General features: G+C 72.2%; 17 protein-coding genes and 1 riboswitch. Of the genes, 10 read left to right on the forward strand and 7 right to left on the reverse strand.

Features of this window, described 5'->3' with window-relative positions; all coding sequences use genetic code 11:
- Nucleotides 1–91 precede the first annotated feature (91 nt).
- Both OG598_RS16890 and OG598_RS16895 read left to right on the forward strand, forming a co-directional pair.
- On the forward strand, nucleotides 92–718 hold the full coding sequence (locus OG598_RS16890) for a hypothetical protein (RefSeq protein WP_091401358.1): 627 nt from the start codon (nucleotides 92–94) through the stop codon (nucleotides 716–718).
- A 198-nt stretch (nucleotides 719–916) separates the two neighbouring features.
- On the forward strand, nucleotides 917–1288 hold the full coding sequence (locus OG598_RS16895) for a hypothetical protein (RefSeq protein ID WP_238677105.1): 372 nt from the start codon (nucleotides 917–919) through the stop codon (nucleotides 1286–1288).
- Nucleotides 1289–1342: 54 nt separating this feature from the next.
- Here OG598_RS16895 and OG598_RS16900 read toward each other — a convergent pair whose 3' ends face one another.
- Nucleotides 1343–2248, reverse strand: a complete 906-nt coding sequence (locus OG598_RS16900) for a DUF72 domain-containing protein (RefSeq protein ID WP_328650064.1) — start codon at nucleotides 2246–2248, stop codon at nucleotides 1343–1345.
- 134 nt (nucleotides 2249–2382) lie between these two features.
- Between OG598_RS16900 and OG598_RS16905 the strand changes: the two genes are divergently transcribed.
- The gene (locus OG598_RS16905; protein ID WP_328650065.1) at nucleotides 2383–2886 is read left to right on the forward strand and encodes a DinB family protein; all 504 of its coding nucleotides are present in this window, start codon (nucleotides 2383–2385) and stop codon (nucleotides 2884–2886) included.
- Nucleotides 2887–2929: 43 nt separating this feature from the next.
- Here the strand turns inward: OG598_RS16905 and OG598_RS16910 are convergent, their stop codons facing one another.
- The 3 genes from OG598_RS16910 to OG598_RS16920 all read right to left on the reverse strand — a co-directional run bounded on the left by OG598_RS16910 (nucleotide 2930) and on the right by OG598_RS16920 (nucleotide 5981).
- Nucleotides 2930–4987: an amylo-alpha-1,6-glucosidase gene (locus OG598_RS16910; protein WP_328650066.1), complete on the reverse strand. Its 2058-nt coding sequence runs from the start codon at nucleotides 4985–4987 to the stop codon at nucleotides 2930–2932.
- Nucleotides 4984–5391 carry an SCP2 sterol-binding domain-containing protein gene (locus tag OG598_RS16915; RefSeq protein WP_328650067.1) on the reverse strand — a complete coding sequence of 136 codons (408 nt, stop codon included), beginning with the start codon at nucleotides 5389–5391 and terminating at the stop codon, nucleotides 4984–4986. Before OG598_RS16915 ends, OG598_RS16910 begins: the two co-directional genes overlap by 4 nt.
- An 80-nt stretch (nucleotides 5392–5471) precedes the next feature.
- Entirely contained in the window at nucleotides 5472–5981 is a 510-nt protein-coding gene (locus OG598_RS16920; protein ID WP_328650068.1) for a mycothiol transferase, read from the reverse strand.
- Nucleotides 5982–6059: 78 nt separating this feature from the next.
- Between OG598_RS16920 and OG598_RS16925 the strand changes: the two genes are divergently transcribed.
- Both OG598_RS16925 and OG598_RS16930 read left to right on the forward strand, forming a co-directional pair.
- A complete protein-coding gene (locus tag OG598_RS16925; protein ID WP_328650069.1) occupies nucleotides 6060–6575 on the forward strand; it encodes a 2'-5' RNA ligase family protein in 516 nt (171 codons plus the stop codon).
- Between the two features lie 209 nt (nucleotides 6576–6784).
- Nucleotides 6785–6970, forward strand: coding sequence for a hypothetical protein (locus tag OG598_RS16930; protein WP_238677098.1), 186 nt, complete (start codon nucleotides 6785–6787; stop codon nucleotides 6968–6970).
- A 15-nt stretch (nucleotides 6971–6985) separates the two neighbouring features.
- On the opposite strand, the gene corA is transcribed toward OG598_RS16930, so the two are convergent.
- Nucleotides 6986–8116 carry a magnesium/cobalt transporter CorA gene (gene corA, locus OG598_RS16935; protein ID WP_328650070.1) on the reverse strand — a complete coding sequence of 377 codons (1131 nt, stop codon included), beginning with the start codon at nucleotides 8114–8116 and terminating at the stop codon, nucleotides 6986–6988.
- Nucleotides 8117–8271: 155 nt separating this feature from the next.
- Between corA and OG598_RS16940 the strand changes: the two genes are divergently transcribed.
- From OG598_RS16940 to OG598_RS16955, 4 genes are all read left to right on the forward strand, one after another.
- Nucleotides 8272–10230 (forward strand): amino acid transporter, encoded by a 1959-nt coding sequence (locus OG598_RS16940; protein WP_328650071.1) that lies wholly within the window; start codon nucleotides 8272–8274, stop codon nucleotides 10228–10230.
- An 86-nt stretch (nucleotides 10231–10316) separates the two neighbouring features.
- Nucleotides 10317–10428: riboswitch (SAM riboswitch) on the forward strand.
- A gap of 273 nt (nucleotides 10429–10701) precedes the next feature.
- A complete protein-coding gene (locus OG598_RS16945; RefSeq protein WP_328650072.1) occupies nucleotides 10702–11595 on the forward strand; it encodes an ABC transporter substrate-binding protein in 894 nt (297 codons plus the stop codon).
- A gap of 39 nt (nucleotides 11596–11634) precedes the next feature.
- Entirely contained in the window at nucleotides 11635–12408 is a 774-nt protein-coding gene (locus OG598_RS16950; protein WP_328650073.1) for an amino acid ABC transporter permease, read from the forward strand.
- Nucleotides 12405–13148, forward strand: a complete 744-nt coding sequence (locus OG598_RS16955) for an amino acid ABC transporter ATP-binding protein (protein ID WP_328650074.1) — start codon at nucleotides 12405–12407, stop codon at nucleotides 13146–13148. The genes OG598_RS16950 and OG598_RS16955 overlap by 4 nt, the downstream gene beginning before the upstream one ends.
- An 8-nt stretch (nucleotides 13149–13156) precedes the next feature.
- Here OG598_RS16955 and OG598_RS16960 read toward each other — a convergent pair whose 3' ends face one another.
- Nucleotides 13157–14734, reverse strand: a complete 1578-nt coding sequence (locus OG598_RS16960; RefSeq protein ID WP_328650075.1) for a Na+/H+ antiporter — start codon at nucleotides 14732–14734, stop codon at nucleotides 13157–13159.
- A 499-nt stretch (nucleotides 14735–15233) separates the two neighbouring features.
- A complete protein-coding gene (locus OG598_RS16965; protein ID WP_328650076.1) occupies nucleotides 15234–18584 on the reverse strand; it encodes a BTAD domain-containing putative transcriptional regulator in 3351 nt (1116 codons plus the stop codon).
- A gap of 138 nt (nucleotides 18585–18722) precedes the next feature.
- On the opposite strand from OG598_RS16965, the gene OG598_RS16970 reads away from it, so the two are divergent.
- The gene (locus OG598_RS16970; RefSeq protein WP_328650077.1) at nucleotides 18723–19601 is read left to right on the forward strand and encodes an alpha/beta fold hydrolase; all 879 of its coding nucleotides are present in this window, start codon (nucleotides 18723–18725) and stop codon (nucleotides 19599–19601) included.
- Nucleotides 19602–19914 lie beyond the last annotated feature (313 nt).

Genomic DNA, 19914 nt, shown 5'->3' on the forward strand with positions numbered 1-19914 from the left:
CCGCCACGGCGGGGATCGGCCCGCCCGGGGCGGGGTTAGCCGCCCGACCGGCGGGTAAGCCGCACCGCCCGACACGGCGGAAGGGGATCACATGTCCGAACGGCATACCGCACTGCGCTCGATGCACGATCTGGGCCTGGCGGCCTGGTTTGGCGGCTCCCTCATGGGGGCCTTCGGCGTCAACGGCGCAGCTGCGAAAATCAGCGACTCGACCCAGCGGCTCCCGGTCGCCTCGGCCGGGTGGTCCAAGTGGACACCGGTCAACGCCGCCGCGATCGGCGCGCACCTGGCCGGCGCGGTCGGCGAGCTGGTGACCGAGAGCCCACGGGTGGCGGCCCAGTCCGGCGTCGCCCGGGCCAGCGCCATCAAGACGGCGTTGACCATCGGCGCGCTGGCGGTCACCGGCTACAGCCGGTTGATCGGCATGCGGCTGGAGAAGGCGGGCGGCCCGTCGGTGAGCGGCGCCACCGAGCCGAACCACCAGACCCCGGCCAGTGTGGCCTCCTCGCAGCGGCAGATGAAGCTGCTCCAGTGGGCCATTCCGGCGCTGACCGGGACCCTGGTCGTGGTCACCGCGTACATGGGTGAGCAGCAGAAGCCCGGCCAGGTGTTCCGCGGGATGCTCGGTCGCGCCGGTGGGATGAAGGGCGCCTCGAAGAGCATGATCAAGATGGGAATGAGCAACGGCAAGCGGCCGATGGCGATGGCCGGACGCTGAACGTCGGGCCGACCGGCGTCCCGCCGCCACCTCGACGGCGGGGCGCTGGTCGGCCCTACGCGCGCACCGGAGCGATGACGGGTCCCGGGCGCGCGGCGGCGTGCCGGCGACATGTCGTGCGCCGCGCTCGGGCGGGCGGTCCCGGCCCGAGGACGGCACATCGTCCGCCGTGGCGGCGGACCGACGAGCGGGGTGGCCATGACGGCGCACAAGGGACGCAGCGGTGACAACGACCGGCTGGAGCCGGAGGCGACCAAGCCGTGGGGCACCGGCGACGGCTTCGACGCCGACGCGCCCTGGGGCACTGACGACGACTCACCGATGGACGAGGGCAGCGAGGAGACCGCGGTGCCCGAGGGACGACGCGGCGAACGACGCGCGGGTGCTCCGGCAGGCCGGTCCGACCCGGCGGGACGACACGGCTTCGGCTCGGTCGAGCCGACCCGTACGACGATGGCCGGACCGGGTGCCCCACCCGATCCCGCCCCCAGCGGCCGGAGCTTCCCCGACGACGCGGACATCGGCGAGTCGACCCAGGACGCCCTGCGCAGCCGGGGACGGCGGTCCTGAGCGGACCGGCGTCCGGCCGGGTGGCCGGCGCCGCCCGGGTGGCCGGTGCGGCGATCAGCCGGTCGCCGGGACGGCCTGCTCGACGAGCAACGTCTCGGCGAGCAGTTGCGCCAGCCGTGTGGCGTCGCGTTGGGCCTGCCCGGCGCAGCAGTTGTTGAACAGCACGTGCAGCTCATCGGGGGTATCGGCGAACTCGGCCAGCAGCCCGGCCCAGTGCCGCAGCTCGTCCTCGGCGTACGCGTACCGGAACTTCTCCTGCTTGTCGCCCTCGCCCCAGGCGTCGCTGTGACCGTGGAACCGGACGATCGCCGGCTCCGCCGTCATGGTCAGGATCGGCGGCAGCGACGACGGGTGCCCCTGTGGCATGTCGACGCAGACCACCGACAGGTCGTGGGCGCGTAGCAGGTCCAGAGTGTCCGACGCGGCGTCGTCGTCCAACCAGGAGCCGTGCCGCAGCTCCACACCGACCCGCCACGGGCGACAGCGCTGCGCCAGCTCGACGATCCGGCGTTCGGCCGCAGGGCCGCGCACCAGCCACGGCGGGAACTGCAACATCACCACACCGAGCTTGCCGGCCGCAGCGATCGGGTCGAGGGCCGCGCGGAACCGGGCCCACAGCTCGTCGTACGCCGGCTCGGGCAGGTCTCGGCGGCGGATCCGGCTCGGACCGGCGGCCGGTCGCAGGTCCCGGGGCAGCACGGCGACCGGTGTCGGGTGCCCGGTGAAGAGGCTGAACGCCTTGACGTCGAAGGTGAAGTCGTCAGGTGTGGCGTCCACCCAGCCCTGGGTCGTCTCCGGCACGGGGATGGCGTAGTAGGACGTGTCCACCTCGACCATCGGGAACTGGCTGGCGTAGAAGCCCAGTCGACGGGCCGGCGTGCTGGCCGAGCGTGGGTACCACCCGGAGCGCAGCAGGGACTGGTCCGCCCAGGACGACGTGCCCACCTTAATCACACCCATGTCATTCAGTGGACCGCCACCGGCGCGGATCGGCAACCGCTGGCGGGTCTTCGGTCGAAGAGGTGTCGTGCCCGGGAAGTGTCGGTGCCTCGCCCTACGGTGGCACCGGGTGGACATCAACGAAGGGTGACGGCATGACCAGCACTGAGCAGCTCACCGGTGAGCGCGCCGACCTCCTGCAGACACTCCGCAGGCATCGCGGTTTCCTCTTGCAGACGGTCGACGGGCTCACCGACCAGCAGGCGGCCAGCCGCCCCACCGTCAGTGGGCTCTGCCTCGGCGGCCTCATCAAGCACGTGGCCGGCGTCGAGCACCGGTGGATGCTCTTCGCCGTCGGCGGCGCGGAGGCGATGGGCCGCGAGGAGATCGACTGGGTCGGCCAGTTCCAGATGTTGCCGGGCGAGACCCTCGCCGGGCTGGTCGAGCGCTTCCAGGAGGTGGCCGCCCAGACCGACGAGTTGACAGCCACCCTCGACCTGGACGCGGCGCACCCGCTGCCGCAGGCGCCCTGGTTCGAGCCGGGGGCGAGGTGGACGGTCCGCCGGGTGCTGCTGCACCTGATCGCCGAGACGGCCCAGCACGCCGGGCACGCCGACATCCTCCGGGAGTCGATCGACGGCGCCAAGACCATGGGCTGACTCCGACGCCGACCGTCGCCGGGCCGGGCGCTGCCGCGCCCCCTCAGCGCAGGCGGCGCCGGCGTTCGGTGGTCCGGTCCCTCGCGTAGGCGTCGGAGTGACCCCAACGGCCCGGGATGTCCAACAGCTCCAGTCGACCGAACCCCTCCGGCACCGCCGGGTTCACCAACAGGTTGTCGCCGGTGGGTCGCAGCCCCAGCATGGTGCCGAGCAGCATCAGCAGCGCCCCCGACGCCCACGCCTGCGGGCGGCAGCTCGTCGTCAACCGCACGGGGTAGGTCGTCAGGTCGCGCTCGTAGCCGGCGATCACTCCCGGCGCCGCGCCACCGAGCGTCTGCGCCATGTCGAAGATGCCGTGTGCGATCCGGGCCGCCTGCACGTCGAGGCGGTAGCGGCGCAACCCGGCGGCGATCAGCGCGTTGTCCGACGGCCACACCGCGCCCAGGTGCGTGCCCACCGGGTTGTACGTGCGCTGCCCCGTGGCGAACGTGCGTACTCCCCACCCACTGAACAGTCGCGGCCCGGCCAGGTGCTCGGCGACCGCCTCCGCACGGTCGTCCGCGACGATCCCGCTCCAGAGCAGATGCCCCATGTTGGAGGCCAGCGCATCGACCGGTTCGCCGTACGGGTCGAGCGCCAACGCGTAGTACTCCCGGTGTGGCAGCCAGAAGTCCCGGTTGAAGCGCTCCTTCAGCGCTGCCGCCTCCCGTTCCAACCGGTCGGCGTACGCGGGGTCACCCCAGAACTCCCGGGCCAGCCGGGCGCCACGCCGCTTCGCGTCGTACGCGTAGCCCTGCAACTCACAGGTGGCGCGGGGGAAGGCGGGTTGCCGACCGTGGGCGTCGACGATGGCGTCCGGGGAGTCCTTCCAGCACTGGTTGATCGTGCCGTCGCGCTCGTTGCGACGCTGGTAGCGCAGGTAGCCGTCCCCGGTCAGGTCGCCGTACTCGTCGATCCAGTCCAGCGCCATCCGGGCCGGGTGGCGCAGCTCGCGGACCAGGTTCGCGTCACCGGACCAGCGCTCGTACTCGTCGAGCAGCACGACGAAGAGCGGGGTGGTGTCCGCCGCGCCGTAGTACAGCGCGCTCGCCCGGTCGCTGAACGCCCCCGTCTCGCCGTACCGGAGCTGGGCCAGGATCTTGCCGGGCTCCTCGTCCAGCGCGTCGTCGAGTTGGCCGCCCTGCATGAGCGCCAGCATCCGTAGCGTCGCGGGAGCCAGTTCGGGGGTGAAGGCCATCGTCTGAAGGCAGGTGATGATCGCGTCCCGTCCACACAACCCCATCGCCCACGGCAGACCACCGATCGGCACCCGCTCGCGGTACGACAGCGGCCGGTAGCGCAGCGCCGCCAGGTCCGCGAGGCTGCCCTGGTAGAGCTCCTCCAGGCCCTTGCGTTCGGCCACCAGCTGCGGTGCCCGGTCCAGCCACTGCGCCAGGTCCTCGCGCATCCCCGTCCGCACGATCTGCTGGTGCGACTGGAGGTCGGCGCGGAGATCCCGGCCGCCCTCGCCGCCCATCGTCACGCTGACGTGCAGGTCGGTCTCCCACGTGCCGTCGGGTGCGATCCGGATCCGGAACGTCATCCCCCGCTCGTCCACCTCGGCGGGGACGGTACTGCGCACTGTGGTCTCGCGGACGAACCGGTCCCGCTGGTAGCGCAGCACGAGCTGCTGGCTCGCCGAGTCGGCGCTGACCTCGACGGCCCGCCGCCGGAGCTGCCCTACCTCGATGATGTCGGTGAAGTCGCTGGCCATCTCCACCCGGACGGTGAACTCGGCGGGCTCCGACGAGTGATTGAGCACTGTGATGTTCTCGTGGAAGCAGTCGTGCACCGAACGGTGCCTGATGATCGACACGTCGGCGTCGACGTAGTGGCTCGCCGCACCGGGGACCAGGAAGAACCGGGTTTCGAAGTAGGTGAGGTCGTCGCGGGAGAGCGCGTTGATCCGTTCACCGTCGATCCTGAGCACCCAGTGCGACAGGAACCGGGTGTCGTACGCGAAGAGTCCGAGCGGGGCCTGCGGATCGGCCTCGATGTCGCCCTGGGCGTCGCTGATCGCGAACAGGTTGCCGGCGATGACGTGCACGAGTTCCTGCTTCACGACCGCTCATCCCGAGCGGTCGTCGCGGCCCGGCCAACCAGCGCGGCCCGGCCCAGCTCGTGCGGGTGACGGGCGCCGTCCGGCCCGGAGAAGATCCGCCGCAGCAGCATCAGCAGTTGCATGTTGCCCTGCACTGTCAGCTCGTTGCGCAGCAGGCCCGCCCCCGGGTGCAGCTCGCCGCGGGCCATCCGGTCGAAGACCGCCCGGTCGGCCCGCACCACCAGCTCGGCGTCGTCGGCCGAGCGGGTCACCCGGACCTGTTGGTCGGCGATGCTCAGGTACCAGTGATCGGTGCTGCCGTCGTCGCGGACGTCCAGCCGCAGCGTCCCCGCTGTGGTCTCCGGCAGGTCGGGCCGCCGACCGGTGTCCAACTGTCGCAGGTACTGCTCCGCCGTCGCGCCCATCGGGTCCCCTCCCCACGGTTTCCCGCAGGATCACCCCCGTCGGGGTGATCCCGGCTCACCTGGAAAGGGTGAGGGGTGCGTCAGCCCGCCTCGATCAGGCCGCGCACGTAGGCGGCCTGGCCCACGTGTTGCAGGTCGTCGTCGACGATGCTGACCAACCGGACACCGAGGGTGACCGGCGGGTCCCACGCCTCGTCGACCACGCGGTCCAGGTCCGCCGGGCCCAGGCCGGCCAGGAAGCTTCCGGTACGCGCCGCGACCGCCTGGTAGTAGTCGATCAGCGCCTGCGCGCTCTCCGGCCGCACCGCGGCGACCTGAGCGGGCGAGTGCCCGTAGCCGGTGTTGTCGGGGTCGGCGGCGAGCCCGAAACGACCCGCCCAGTCGCCGCTCACCCAGATCTGCTCCGCGTCGAGCAGGTCGGCGACGTGGTGGTCCTGCACCCGGGTGAGGTGCCAGACCAGCCAGCCGACCGAGTTGGCGCCCGGCCCGGGCTGGTGGCGCAGTTGCTCGGGGCCGAGGCCGTCGACGGCCGCGCGGACGAGGTCGGGCAGCCGGTCGTACGCCTCGGTCAGCAGGTCACTCACGTCCACGGGTACGCCTTCCTGGTCGGTTTCCGAACAGGTACCGCCGGACCAGGGCGCGCAAACCTCGGCCGCTACGGTGATCGAATGGTCGCCGCGGTGGAGTTGTACCTGGACCCGGACGCCACCCGCCGGATCCGGGTACTCTGGGACGCGCTGGAGGCCGAGGGGGTGCAGAGCATGCGCTCGCTGCTGGAGCAGCGCCACCGTCCGCACGTCTCGCTCATGGTGGCGCCCCGTTTCGATCCGGAGCAGGTCGCCGAGGCGCTACAGGGGACGGTGGTGGCCACCCCGCTGCGGCTCGACTTCCAGCACGCCGGCCAGTTCGTCGGTCGGGTGCTCTGGCTCGGCCCGGCGCCCACCCCGGAGTTGCTGGCGCACCACCGGCTGGTGCACGACCGGCTCGCCGGCGCCGGCATCGCCCTCGCCGAGCACTACCAGCCGGGTCGGTGGGTGCCGCACTGCACGCTCTCCATGCGGGTGCCGAACACGCTGATGGCCGCCGCGGTGCGCCGCTGTCTGGAGGTGCTGCCGCTGGCCGCGACAGTGGTCGGCGCGGCGCTCACCGACCACGCGCGCGGCATCGCCCACCCGCTGCCTTGACCGCCCCTCGACCGTCGAGGCGTAATGTCCGGTTTGGCGGGCGACAGTCGGAAACCCGAAAACAAGCGGTGCGGATGCGGCCGGGCGTGGGAAGGTTCGAGTGGCTGTCGTACCGGTGGTGGGCTGCTCACAGGCGGTCCGCCCGGCCGGTGTGGCGCGAGGTCACCCCGCGCCACCCACGGCGGCTTCGACGAGGAGAGGCAGGGCCCATGCAGGCTCAGCGCAGGCCACCGCGCACGGAGCGGAGCCAGACCCGGGACGACCGGACCGGCGGCGGAATGACCGGGGCGGCCACACCACTGACGATCTGGGCGGCCGCCGTACTGCTCGGCCGGATCAGTGCCGGCGACGACGACGTCGAGGACGAACGGCACATCCTGCGCGGCATCGAGTGATCCCGGCCGCGTGGCTCAGAGCCAGCCGCGCCGCTTGAAGATCACATAGAGGGTGCCGCAGACCAGCAGCATCAACAGCAGCGCGAAGAGGTAGCCGAAGCGCCAGTTCAGCTCCGGCATGTGGACGAAGTTCATGCCGTACACGGTGCCGATGAGCGTGGGAGCGAAGAGGATCGCCGCCCAGGAGGAGACCTTCTTCAGCTCCTCGTTCTGGCTGTAGCTGGCCGCGGTGAGGCTGCGCATCTCCTCGTTCTGCTGCTGCGAGACGAGGGTGGCGTTGACGGTGAGGATGTTCTGCAACAGGTGCCGGAAACCGTCCACCCGTTCCACCACCTGGGTCAGGTGGTCGGTCACGTCGCGCAGGTAGCGGCGCAGCTCCTCGTCGGCGCTGGCGCTGCCGGCGCCGTCGGCCAGCGCGTCGAGCACGCTGAGCAGCGGGCGGGCGGCCCGCTGGAACTGGATGACCTCTCGGCTGAGCCCGTAGATGCGGCGGCTGGCGTTCGGGTCGCCACCGAACACCTGGGTCTCGATCTCGTCGATGTCGTTCTCCAGTCCGGCCACCACCGGCGCGTACCCGTCGACGACCTGGTCGAGGATCGCGTACAGGACCGCCTCCGGCCCTCGGGCGAGCATCTGCGCCTCGGTCTCCAGCCGCCGCCGCACCGCCGCCAGGTCGGGCGCTTCACCGTGTCGGACGGTGACCACGAAGCCCGGGCCGATGAACAGGTGCAGCTCGGAGAACTCGACCTCCTCCCGGAGGTCGTCGTAGCGGGCGGCGCGGAGCACCACGAACAGGGTGTGCCCGTACCGCTCCAGCTTGGGCCGCTGGTGGGCGTTGATCGCGTCCTCGACCGCCAGGTCGTGCAGCCGGAACTCCCGGGCCAGCGAGGTGATCTGCTCGATGTCGGGCCGGTACAACCCGATCCAGGCCATCGCGCCGTCCTGCTCCTGGAGGCAGCGGTACGTCTCGGCGAGGCCGGACGGCGAGGCGAACCGGTGCCCCCGGATGTAGACAGCGCTGTCCACCAGGCCGCCCTGGGACGCGGCGGGCGACTCCGTGGACGGCGGCACACCGACAGTCGTCTCGTACTCGTCGAGTTGGCGGCCGAAGCCACCACCCGGGCGGAAGCGACGGCCGCCGACCATGCCCTGTCCCCTCCCCCGGTGCCGTCCGATCCAGCCCGGGGCGCTGCTTCCCCAGTGTCCCGGGCCCTGAAACCCGCAGCGGCGTCGGCTGGGTTCCGCGCACCGGCGGACGGGGGCGGCCCGTCGGGCGGATACTCACGGTGACCGTGGGCGGGATGACGGGGGACGCGCCGGTGACTGTCGACAGACGCGCCGGCCGGTTGCGGGGGTGGCTGCTCGACGCCGGCTCGGACCAGGCCGTGCAGCACCCGGGGCCGCACGGGCGCCCGCCGGAGCACCGGCACCACCCGTGGTGGAAGGTGATGTGCCTGACCGGGGTCGACTACTTCTCCACGTTGGGTTACCAGCCGGGCATCGCGGCGCTGGCCGCCGGGGCGCTCTCACCGGTGGCGACCCTGGTGCTGGTGCTGGTGACCCTGCTGGGGGCGCTGCCGGTCTACCGGCGGGTGGCGGTGGAGAGCCCGCACGGTGAGGGCTCCATCGCGATGCTGGTACGCCTGCTGAGCTACTGGCCGGGCAAGTTGCTGGTGCTGGTGCTGCTCGGTTTCGCCGCCACCGACTTCATCATCACCATCACCCTCTCGGCCGCCGACGCGACGGCGCACATCGACGAGAACCCGTTCTGGCCGAGCGGGCTCAAGGGTCACGAGGTGCTGGTCACGCTGGTGCTGGTGTCGCTGCTGGGCGCGGTGTTCCTCAAGGGATTCACCGAGGCCATCGGGATCGCCGTCGTCCTGGTAGCGGTCTATCTGACGCTGAACGCGGTGGTGGTGGCCGACGCGCTGTGGCGGGTGGCGACGCATCCGAGCGCGGTCGGCGACTGGACCACCATGCTGACCACCGGGCACGGCGATCCGTGGCTGGTGGTCGGGCTGTCGCTGTTGGTCTTTCCGAAGCTGGCGTTGGGCCTGTCCGGCTTCGAGACCGGGGTGGCGGTCATGCCGAGCGTACGGGGTGACCCGCAGGACTCGGAGGCACGACCGCTGGGCCGGATCCGTGGCGCCCGCCGGCTGCTCACCACCGCAGCGGTGATCATGAGCGTCTTCCTGATCACCAGCAGCGTGACGACCACCGTGCTCATTCCGCCGGAGGCCTTCCAGCCGGGCGGGCCGGCGAACGGGCGCGCGTTGGCCTACCTGGCGCACGCCCACCTCGGCGAGGTGTTCGGAACCATCTACGACCTGTCCACCATCGGAATCCTCTGGTTCGCCGGTGCATCGGCGATGGCTGGTCTGCTCAACCTCGTGCCGCGCTACCTGCCCCGCTACGGCATGGCGCCGACCTGGGCGCGAGCCGTCCGGCCGCTGGTGCTGGTCTTCATCGCCGTGGCGTTCCTGATCACGATCGTCTTCGAAGCCAGCGTGGACGCGCAGGGCGGCGCGTACGCCACCGGGGTCCTGGTCTTGATCACCTCGGCCGCGACGGCGGTGACGCTCGCGGCGCAGCGGCAGCGTCAGCGCGGTCGCACCATCGCCTTCGGAGTCATCGCGGTGATCTTCGTCTACACCACAGTGGCGAACGTCGTGGAGCGCCCGGACGGCGTCAAGATCGCGGCCTGTTTCATCGGCGGAATCATCCTGGTGTCGGTGCTGTCCCGGGTGATGCGGGCCTACGAGCTGCGCGTCGACCGCGTCGAACTGGACCACGCCGCGGCCCGGATGATCGACGAACGCGCCGGACGACGGATCCGCCTCATCGCGCACGAACCCGACCAGCGCGACCAGGCGGAGTACCGCGCCAAGCTGGCCCAGACCATGGCGGACAACGACTTCCCCGACGACGGCGACGTCATCTTCGTCGAGGTCACGGTCACCGACCCGTCGGACTTCGAGACGGAGCTGCTGGTCCGCGGCAGTGTGGCCGACGGCCGCTTCCCGGTGCTCAGCCTGGCCAGCTCGTCGGTGCCCACCGCGCTCGCCGCCCTGCTGCTGGAGATCCGCGACCGCAGCCGTCGGCGCCCCCACATCTACTTCGAGTGGTCCGAGGGCGGCCCGACCCGCAACTTCCTGCGCTACCTGGTGTTCGGGCAGGGCGCCATCGCCTCGGTGACCCGGGAGATCCTGCGCCGCCAGGAGCCCGACCCGCGTCGTCGACCGCACGTGCACGCCGGCTGACCTGCGAGTCGACAGCCCGTCGCGCACCGTGAGCGTGGTCATATCGACTGGACGATCCACCCGATCCTGCTGCTAGCCTCGGCACAGGTCATGAGCGCCAGCGCGAAGCCCCGGCTCGCTGGCCGGCAACCCTCCTCCGCGGTGGGGTGCCCCGGGTGAAGACCAGGCACCGGCAGGACGTCGGTGCAAGCGTGGCCTGGCACCCAGGTCAGCACAGACCCGGGAGAACCATGCGCATCCTCAGCACCACCCCACCGACCGACGACGCGGACTCCCGCACCGGTCGACCCTCGCCCGCACTCATCCGGCGACGGCACGTGGACATGATGCGAATGTGCAGCGCCGCCTGTCGTCGCGGCACCGCGCTCTAGCACCCCCCTCCCGAGCTCCTTTCCCACCGGCACGCCCATCGGGCGCGCCGTCGGTGGCGCACGTCCGTGCGCGCCGAGACACCACCCTTCGGAGACACCAGTGCGATTCCTTCCTGCCCTGACCCGCGCCGCCGCCCTGGGCGCGGCCACGATCCTGGCCGCCACCGCCCTGACCGCCTGCGGCGACGACAGCTCGTCCGACGCCACCGCCAACCCGTACGGCCTGGCCCAGTCGGGCGTGCTGCGCGCCGGAACGCTGACCGACGCCCCGCCGAACGTGTACCTCAAGGACGGCAAGTTCACCGGCTTCGACAACGACCTGCTGACCGCCGTGGCCGGCAAGCTCGGCCTCACTGTCGAGTTCGTCGGCACCGACTTCTCCGCGCTGCTCAGCCAGGTCAACAACCGCAAGTTCGACGTGGGCAGCTCCTCGATCACCATCACCGAGGCCCGCAAGAAGACAGTCGACTTCGGCAACGGCTACGACTTCGGTTACTTCGGCCTGGACGTCCCGGCCGGCTCGCCGATCACCGGCTTCGACCAACTCGCCGGCAAGCGGGTAGTGGTGGTGCAGGGCACCGTCCAGGACGACTACGCCACCGGCAAGCAGCTCAACCCGGTGCGGGTGCCGGACTACAACGGCGCGATCAACCAGCTCAAGGCGGGCACCGCCGACGCCTGGATCGCCCCGGCGGAGATCGGCGAGAAGTCGGCCACCGACAGCAACGGCAAGATCACCGTGGCGGCCAAGCAGCTCAGCCCGGCACCGACCGCTTACGCAGTTGCCAAGGGGAACGACAAGCTGCGCGAGGCGCTGAACAAGAGCCTCGACGAGGTCATCGCCGATGGCACCTGGAACCGGTTGCAGGCGCAGTACTACCCGGGCCGGCCGATCCCGGCGGACTTCGCGCCGGGCAGCGGCACGGTGAAGGCCCCGTCCGCGTCGGGCACGCCGTCGGTTGCGCCGTCGGCGTCCGCGTCGACAGCGTCCTGAGCCGGTGACGAGCGAGCGGGGCGGTAGGAGGAGCGAACGATGGATCCGTTGAGCACCCTGTGGGAAACCTTCTTCGACTGGGACTCGATGCGCGAGGCGCTGCCCGAGATGCTGACCGTCGGGTTGCCCAACACGCTGATCCTGGCGGTCTCCGCCGCCCTGCTCGGCTCGGTGCTGGGCCTGCTCCTGGCCGTCGCCGGGATCTCCCGCAGCCGCTGGCTGCGCTGGCCGGCGCGGGTCTACACCGACATTTTCCGGGGGCTGCCGGCCGCGGCGACGATCCTGCTGATCGGCGTCGGGCTGGCCCCGCTGGGCATGCAGGTCTGGGGGCCGGATCCCTACCCGTTGGGCATCCTGGCGCTGTCGCTCATCGCCGCCGCGTACATCGGAGAGATCTTCCGCTCGGGCATCCAGTCGGTGGAGGCCGCCCAGTTGGAGGGCGCCCGGGCGCTCGGCTTCTCCTGGGGCGACGCGATGCGGCTGGTGATCATTCCGCAGGGCATCCGGCGGGTGTTGCCGGCCTGGGTGAACCAGCTCATCGCGCTGATCAAGGACTCCAGCCTGGTCTACTTCCTCGGCCTGGTGGCCAGCCAGCGGGAGCTGTTCCGGATCGGGCAGGACTACGCGGCCACCACCGGCAACGAGTCGGCGCTGCTGCTGGCGGGGCTCTGCTACCTGGCGTTGACAGTCCCGCTGACGCACGTCGTCAACTGGATCGACCGGCGGCTGCGCAACGGCCGGCCGGCCACCGCGTCGACCGAAGACGACGACGACATGGCGTCGTACGCCGCGACGGAAGGAGATCGGCGATGACCACCGCCACGACGACCTCGGTCAGCCTCGACGTACGCGACGTGCACCTCGCCTTCGGACCGAACCGGGTGCTGCGCGGCGTCGACCTCTCGGTGCCCCGGGGCGCGACGGCCTGCGTCATCGGGCCGTCCGGGTCGGGCAAGTCCACACTGCTGCGCACCATCAACAGGCTGATCGAACCGGACCGGGGCGACGTGCTGCTGGACGGGCGCAGCGTGCTGGGCGACGACCCGGACGCGCTGCGGCAGCGGGTGGGCATGGTGTTCCAGCAGTTCAACCTCTTCCCGCACATGAGCGTGCTGCGCAACGTCACGCTGGCACTGCGCCGGCTGCGCAAGCTCGGTGCGGACGAGGCGGAGAGCGTCGCCCGGGCCCAGTTGGAGCTGGTGGGGCTGGCCGGCAAGGCGAACTCCCGGCCGGCGCAGCTCTCCGGTGGTCAACAGCAGCGGGTGGCGATCGCCCGCGCGTTGGCGCTGCGGCCCGAGGTGATGCTCTTCGACGAGGCCACCTCGGCGCTCGACCCGGAGTTGGTCAAGGGCGTCCTCGGGGTGATGGCCGACCTGTCCGCCGCCGGCATGACCATGGTGGTGGTGACCCACGAGATGGGCTTCGCCCGGCAGGTCGCCGACACCGTCGCCTTCATGGACCGGGGCGTGGTGCTGGAGGCCGGCCCACCCGAGGCGATCTTCGAGCGGGCCGAGCATCCGCGGCTTCGCCGGTTCCTCGACCAGGTGCTCTGAGCCGACGATCACTCGTTGGGCCCGCGTCCCAGCAGCCGGATCTCCTCGTTGTCCAGCGCGGATTGAAGTTCCTGGAGCACCAGGTCGTCAATCTCGCGGTTGTCGCGAAGCCGGGTGACCTCCCGCCTCTTGTGGGCGAGGACGCCGAGGCGCAGTCGGCGTTCCAGCCGGCGCTCCTCGGCGGTGTTCCCACCGCTCTCGTCGAGGTCCTCCAGATGCCGCCGGTACTCGGCCTCCAGCCGACGCACCGATTCATCCTGGGCACCGAGCTCCGCGGCGACCTGGGGAAGAGCGGCCAGGCCCACCTCGGTGGCCCGCCGCCGGGCGTTGCGGGCCTCGTCGACGCGCTCCGGGTCGCCGCTCAGTCCGGCCCAGCGCACGACCAACGGCAGGGTGGTGCCCTGAAGCAGCATGATCAGCACGATCACCAGCGCGGTGACGAAGATGATCAGATCGCGTTCGACCACCGGTCGACCGTCGACCATCGCCGTCGGGACGGCCAGTGCGGCGGCGAGCGAGACCGCGCCCCGGAAACCGGACCAGCCCGCGACGGTCCCCACCCGCCAATCGGAGGGACCTCGGCCGTCGTCGTCCACCATCCGGCGGCGCCGCAGCCGCGCCGACTGAGCGGTGAGGTAGATGAAGAGCAGGCGGGTGCCGATCACGACCACTGTGACCACCAGCACGATCACCAGAGCCCGCGCGGGCGAGGTGCTGGTGATGCTCCGCACCGACCGGGGAATCTGCGTGCCGAGCAGGACGAACAACCCGCCGTTGATCAGGAATGTAGTCAGGTCCCAGAACGCGTACGCCAGCACCCGGGACCGGGCGCGGATCACCCGTGGGCCGGCGTAGGCCAGCACCAGGCCGGCGACCACCACCGCCAGCACACCGCTGGCGTGCACCGAGTCGGCGAGCAGGAAGGCACCGAACGGGGTCAGCACGCTGAGCGCGCCCTCGCGCAGCGGATCGTCGAGCCGCTTGCGGATCAGCACCACGGCGGCCCCCACCAGCAGACCGGCGACCACGCCGCCGACGCTGGCGCCGACGAACTCCTCGCCGATGCCCAGCACGCCCGGCTTGGCGCTGTGGCTGAGCAGCCCCACGGCCACCGCGAAGACCACCAGCGCGGTGCCGTCGTTGATCAGGCTCTCCGCGTGCAGGGTGGTGAGTAGCTTCCGGGGCAGCCGCTTGGCCAGGCCGGTCACCGCAGCGGCGTCGGTCGGCGCGAGGACCGCGCCGAGCACCCAGGCGGCGGCGGGGTTCACCCCGAACGCCTGCGCGGCGAACGACACAGTGACCATGGTGAGCACCACCAGCACCACGGCGAGCAGCCCGATCACCGGCAGGTTGGCCCGGATCTCGCGCAGGCTGATGGTGAGGCTCTCCCGGTACAGGATCGCCGGCAGGAAGATCAGCAGGACCAGATCGGGTTCCAGGGTGACCTCGGACAGCGGGGGCGTGAGCCCGAGCAGCACGCCCAACGCGATGAGCAGGACCGGCGGGGCGACCCGGTACCGACCGCCGAGGGTGGTGCCGACGAGGACGGTGACGCCGAGCACCACGATCAGGATGAGGGCCTCCACGCGTACCCCCCTCGGACCATGGCCGGCGGTGGACGCGCCGGTGGTTCCATCTGACCGCACCCGCCGGTGGGTTCCGGTGGAAACCGGCAAGTCGCTGGGTGGCCAGAGCGCGGGGGCAGCGTGGTGTGGCACCAGAACGGGCACCGCAAAGCGCGAGGTGGGAAGAAGGGCTACGGGCTACTTCTCCGCATGGGTCGTGGTTCCGGATCGACATCGCGTGGCACCGCGCGACGGGCGCTGCCCGGCGTTCGGCTCGGCGGTTGTTCGTAGATCTTGGACACTTTCCGTTCGCGCAAGACGGAAAGTGTCCAAGATCTCGCAGTACGCGACCCCTGAAGTCGAGGTGCCGATCGGGATGGTCCAGATGGATGTACGTCGCCAACGGTGCTGCCCACCGCGCAAGTCCGCTCGGAGCCAGCGCAGCATGCTCTGGTTGACGACGGTCATCGATTGAGTGAAGTGCCGGCCCTGGCATCGGGCAGCATTCGCCCGACGGCGCTCAGGTCGGGTCGCCGGCGCGGACACGCGCGGTGAGCGCGCGAGCGGTCCGGCGGTGCTCGGCGGCTTCCTCGTCGCGGCCCAGAGCGGCGGCCAGATCCGCGAGGTGCCCGGCTACCGGACCGACGGTGATCACCCCACTGCCGGCAGCCAGTTCGGCGACGGCCGGGCGGAGCGCTGCGGTGACGCGTTCCATCGTGGGCCGGTCCTCGATGGCCAGCGCCGCCCGAGCGGTGAGGCACAGCCGCACCTCCCGCAGCAGGTCGTGCGGCCCGTCCGGCAGGGCCCGCAGCGCCGCCCGGGTGGCACTGCGGTCGCCGGCGGCGGCGAGCAGCAGTGGTCGGACCCAGGGCTCGTACGGGCCCCAGTCCAGCCGTGCCCAGTCCTCGTCGTCCGGCCCGGGAATCGGTCGCCGCACGGGGACCAGCCGGGCGTCACCTGCCGGCGGGGCGTCGCTCACCGCGTCGGCCAGGCGCAGGCCGAGCAGGGCCAGCGGCAGCAACCCCTGGGTCAGCCCCGGCATACCGTCGGCGGGCAGTCGCTCGGCGGCAGCACGGTACGCCTGCGCCGCCGCGTCCGACTCGCCGTCGAGGGCCAGGCGCAGCGCGGCGTACAACCGGGTGAAGACACCTACCAACGGCAGCTCGTACCGTTCGGCGAGGCGGTCGGCGGCGCGCGCGTGCGCGTCGGCGGCGGGTCGGTCGGCCAGCGCACAGTTGGCCTGGACCAGGACGAGGTGGCCGAGCACCTCGAAGGTCACCAGGTGGTGCCGTGCGGCCAGCTCGACCAGCTCGAGGCCGATCCGGGCCCGCGCGTCGGCCAGTCCAACGCTGTGGAAGGCGTGCATGAAACGGGCGTTGAGCGCGAAGGCCACCAGCCCGGGATCGCCGATGTCGCGGGCGATCGTCTCGGCCTCGGCGGCGGCGCGGCGGCCACGATCGGTGGTGGTGCCGCGCAGCTCCAGCGCGAGGGTGCTCAGCAGCCGGCTGCGCTGCGCCGAGCCGGTCGGGCCGAGCGCGGTCAGGGCGTGTTCGGCGGCTCGGATGATGTGCCCGGAGAGCAGGTCGTCGTCGTTGCGCGTCCAACTGGCGGGCACGTCGAAGCCAGCCAGGGCCTCCTGGATCAGCAGGGGATCGCCGGTGGACTCGGCGACGGTGATCGCCTCGGAACGCCGTAGCCGCGCCTCGGCCAGCCGGCCCGTCACGGCCAGCGCCCGCCCCAGGCCGAGCAGCGCGGTCACCCGCCCACGCGGCTCGAGCGCGCCGGCACTGTCGTACGCGTCGATCGCCTGGCCCCACAGGCGGGCCGCCTCGTGGGGGTTGCCGCCCCGTTCGGCCCGCTCGGCCGCCACCTGGGCGTACGCCGACGCCTCGGCGGCGTGGACCGGCCCGCCGGCGCGCAGCAGGTGGTACGCGAGGGCCGCCGGCTCGACGGGTTCCCGCTGTCGCAGTACCTCGGCGACTGCCGCGTGCCAGGCGGCGCGGCGCGGCGCGGACAGGTCGGCGTAGAGCGTGTCGCGGACCAGGATGTGGGTGAAGCGCAGCCGCCCGTCGGACTCCCGCTCGGTGAGGAACCCGGCCGCCAGGGCGCGGTCCACGGCGTCCAGCGCGGCCGTCGGGTCACCGGCCAACGCGCCCAGCACGTCCGGGTCGAGGTCCCGGCCGAGCACTGCCGCCTGCCGCAACACGGTACGGGTCGCGGCGGGTAGCTGCGCCAACCGGTGCCGGATCACGTCGCGTACCCCGGGCGGCACGGCTGCCAACCCCGCCTGCCCCGTGCTCGCGTACAGCTGGGCCAGTTCGCGGACGAAGAACGGGTTACCGCCGCTGCGCTGGTGGATCGACCGGGCGGTGGCCGGGTCCAGTTCCGCCCCGACGACGGCGCCGGCCAGCTCGCCGGTCGCCGACGCGGGCAGGCCGGCGAGATACTCCCGGACCGGCTCCAGCCCGGCGGCGCGGGCCAGGGTGGCGGTCAGCTCCGGGCTGATCTCGGTGGCCCGGTAGGTGCCGAGGATCAGTACCGGCCCGCTGGCCGGCTGCGGGCCGGTGAGCAGCGCGGTCAGCAGGTCCAGGGTGTCGCCGTCGGCGCGGTGCAGGTCGTCGAGGACCAGCAGGACCGGCCCCCGGTCGGCGACCGCCGCGATCAGCGAGGCCACGGCGCGGTGTCGACGGAACCGCACTGTGGCGGGGTCGGCCGAACCGTCAGCCGAGCCGTCTTCCGAGTCGGCGGAGGCAGGGGCGGAGGCGGAGGCGGCGAGCATGTCGGTGATCTGGGTCCACGGCCACGCCGGTGGGGCGCCCTCGTACTCCGGGCTGCGTCCCCACGCCGTGGTCCAGCCTTCGGCGGCGAGTCGCCGGGTCAGGGCCTCGGCCAGCGCCGTCTTGCCGGCACCCGGGTCGCCGCTGAGCAGGGCGAGCGTGGGCTGGGGGCGTCGGGACGCGGCGTCGGCGGCGCGCCGCAGCCGCTCCAGCTCCGCGTCGCGGCCGACGAACGGGCGCTGCTCCGCCCGGACGGGTCGAACGGTTTCCCCGAGGCCGGGGGTGGCGGCCCGGTCGAGGGCCGGGGCGAGGTGCGGCGCCTGGGCCAGGATGTCGGCTTCCAGCCGTCGCAGCTCGGGCCCCGGGTCCACGCCCAGTTCGGTCACCAGGACGTGGCGGGCCTCCCGCAGTGCGGCCAGCGCGTCGCCCTGCCGGCCGGCGCGGTACCGGGCCGTCGCGAGCAGCCGCCAGGCGTCCTCACGCAGCGGATGGCTGGCCAGGTGTGCCGGTAGGTCCGCAGCGGCCTCGTCCGGCCGGCCCACCGCCAGGAGCGCCTCGGCCCGCCGCTCGACGGCGAGCATCCGCAGCTCGTCCAGCCGGTTGATCTCCGCGACCGCCCAGGACTCGTTGGCGCAGTCGGCGTACGCGGGCCCGCGCCAGAGCCCGAGCGCCGACTCCAGCGCGGCCAGGGCTGGCAGGGGACGTCCGGCCGCCAGCAGCCGGGCCGCCTCGCCGACGGCCGCCTCGAACTGTCCGGCGTCGACCGCGTCCGGGGCGGCCTTCAGCGCGTACCCGGGTGGCTCGGTGACCAGGATCCGGGGTGGCTGGCGGGGTGGTCGATCGGGCTCCAGGGCCCGGCGCAGGTCGGCGACGAAGGTCCGGATCGCGCCCACCGCGCCGTCCGGTGCGACCTCCCACAGGTCGTCGACGAGACGATCCACCGGCACCACCCGACCGTGGGCGATCAACAGCCGGCCCAGCACCAGGCGCTGCCGGTGTCCCCGCAGCGGGACCGGGCCGCGCTCGGTCGCGGCGGTCACCGGCCCGAGTACGCCGAAGGTCACCGCGACGGGCGCCGTGAGCTGCCTGGTCATGGCACCAATCTAGGCCCGTGGCCCGGCCGGCACTGATCCGACGCTGACCGGCTGCTGATCACCGCCGGGCAGGCTCGGTGAGGTACGACGGCGACGGGCCACCGCCCCGCCGGCACTGCTCACCAGGAAGGTTCCCCCGTGGACCCGAAGATCAACGGATTCGACTACCGACGCGTCACCGTCGCCGACGGGGTGACGCTCAACGCCGCCGTGGGCGGTTCCGGGCCGGCGATCGTGCTGTTGCACGGCTTTCCGCAGACCCACCTCATGTGGCGGCACGTCGCCGCCGACCTGGCCGCCGACCACACTGTCATCTGCCCCGACCTGCGCGGCTACGGCGACAGCGACAAGCCCCTCGACACCGACGGCACCGGGTACGCCAAGCGCACCATGGCCGCCGACATCGTGGCACTGGCCGGCGCGCTCGGTCACGATCGGTTCGCGTTGGCCGGGCACGACCGGGGCGCCCTGGTCGCGTTCCGCGCCGGCCTCGACCATCCGGCGGCGATCAGTCAGCTGGCACTGCTCGACGTGCTGCCGACCCTCGACATGTGGGACGTGCTGCACGGTGCCAGCGCCGCTGTGGCGTTTCACCTCTATCTGATGGCGCAGCCGCCCGGCCTGCCAGAGGAGCTGATCGCCGGCAGCCCGGACGCCTTCTTCGGTCACTTCCTGGACGTCTGGACCCGTGATCCGGAGGCCCTGCCGGCGGAGGTGCGGGCCGCGTACCTGCGCGCGTCCCGCGACGCCGTTCCCTCGATAGTCGCCGACTATCGGGCGTCCGCCGGGATCGACGTGACCCACGACGCCGCCGACCGGACGGCCGGCAACAGGCTGCGGATGCCGGTGACGGTGCTCCAGCAGGACTGGGGCGCGGCGCTGGGTTACGACGCGGCGGCGGTGTGGCGGGCCTGGGCGCCGGACCTGGACCACCAGACGGTCACCTGCGGACACTTCATGGCGGAGGAGGCCCCGGCGGAGGTGCTCCGGGCGCTACGCGCCCTACTCGCCCGTTGATCGATCGGCGACCCGGCCACCACTGTCACCCTGGGCAAGATATCCGACACCAATTGTCACCGGGTGACGGTGCGGCCGGGTCGCCGCGCTTCACCCGCCCCACAGCCCAAATTCCGGGCCATTAATGGGCCCTGACCTGCGGGAACGCGACGTTACACCAGGTGGACGCCAACCGGCCATCGGTGATACACAGGCAGATACCGGCAGCCAACGACGTCGAGTCCGCTCCACTTTTCTCGCCCAACGACCGTCCACAGGCAACGCACCACTGGGCTCCGCCGCACGGACCGCAGCTCGACAGTCGCGACCCACC

The sequence above is a fragment of the Micromonospora sp. NBC_00330 genome (assembly GCF_036136635.1).
Lineage (GTDB): Bacteria > Actinomycetota > Actinomycetes > Mycobacteriales > Micromonosporaceae > Micromonospora > Micromonospora salmantinae.

Coding starts and splice junctions, on each gene's coding strand:
- OG598_RS16890 (WP_091401358.1), top strand. CDS start 92: ATGTCCGAACGGCATACCGCACTGCGCTCGATGCACGATCTGGGCCTG.
- OG598_RS16895 (WP_238677105.1), top strand. CDS start 917: ATGACGGCGCACAAGGGACGCAGCGGTGACAACGACCGGCTGGAGCCG.
- OG598_RS16900 (WP_328650064.1), bottom strand. CDS start 2,248: ATGGGTGTGATTAAGGTGGGCACGTCGTCCTGGGCGGACCAGTCCCTG.
- OG598_RS16905 (WP_328650065.1), top strand. CDS start 2,383: ATGACCAGCACTGAGCAGCTCACCGGTGAGCGCGCCGACCTCCTGCAG.
- OG598_RS16915 (WP_328650067.1), bottom strand. CDS start 5,391: ATGGGCGCGACGGCGGAGCAGTACCTGCGACAGTTGGACACCGGTCGG.
- OG598_RS16925 (WP_328650069.1), top strand. CDS start 6,060: ATGGTCGCCGCGGTGGAGTTGTACCTGGACCCGGACGCCACCCGCCGG.
- OG598_RS16930 (WP_238677098.1), top strand. CDS start 6,785: ATGCAGGCTCAGCGCAGGCCACCGCGCACGGAGCGGAGCCAGACCCGG.
- corA (WP_328650070.1), bottom strand. CDS start 8,116: ATGGTCGGCGGCCGTCGCTTCCGCCCGGGTGGTGGCTTCGGCCGCCAA.
- OG598_RS16940 (WP_328650071.1), top strand. CDS start 8,272: ATGACGGGGGACGCGCCGGTGACTGTCGACAGACGCGCCGGCCGGTTG.
- OG598_RS16950 (WP_328650073.1), top strand. CDS start 11,635: ATGGATCCGTTGAGCACCCTGTGGGAAACCTTCTTCGACTGGGACTCG.
- OG598_RS16955 (WP_328650074.1), top strand. CDS start 12,405: ATGACCACCGCCACGACGACCTCGGTCAGCCTCGACGTACGCGACGTG.
- OG598_RS16965 (WP_328650076.1), bottom strand. CDS start 18,584: ATGACCAGGCAGCTCACGGCGCCCGTCGCGGTGACCTTCGGCGTACTC.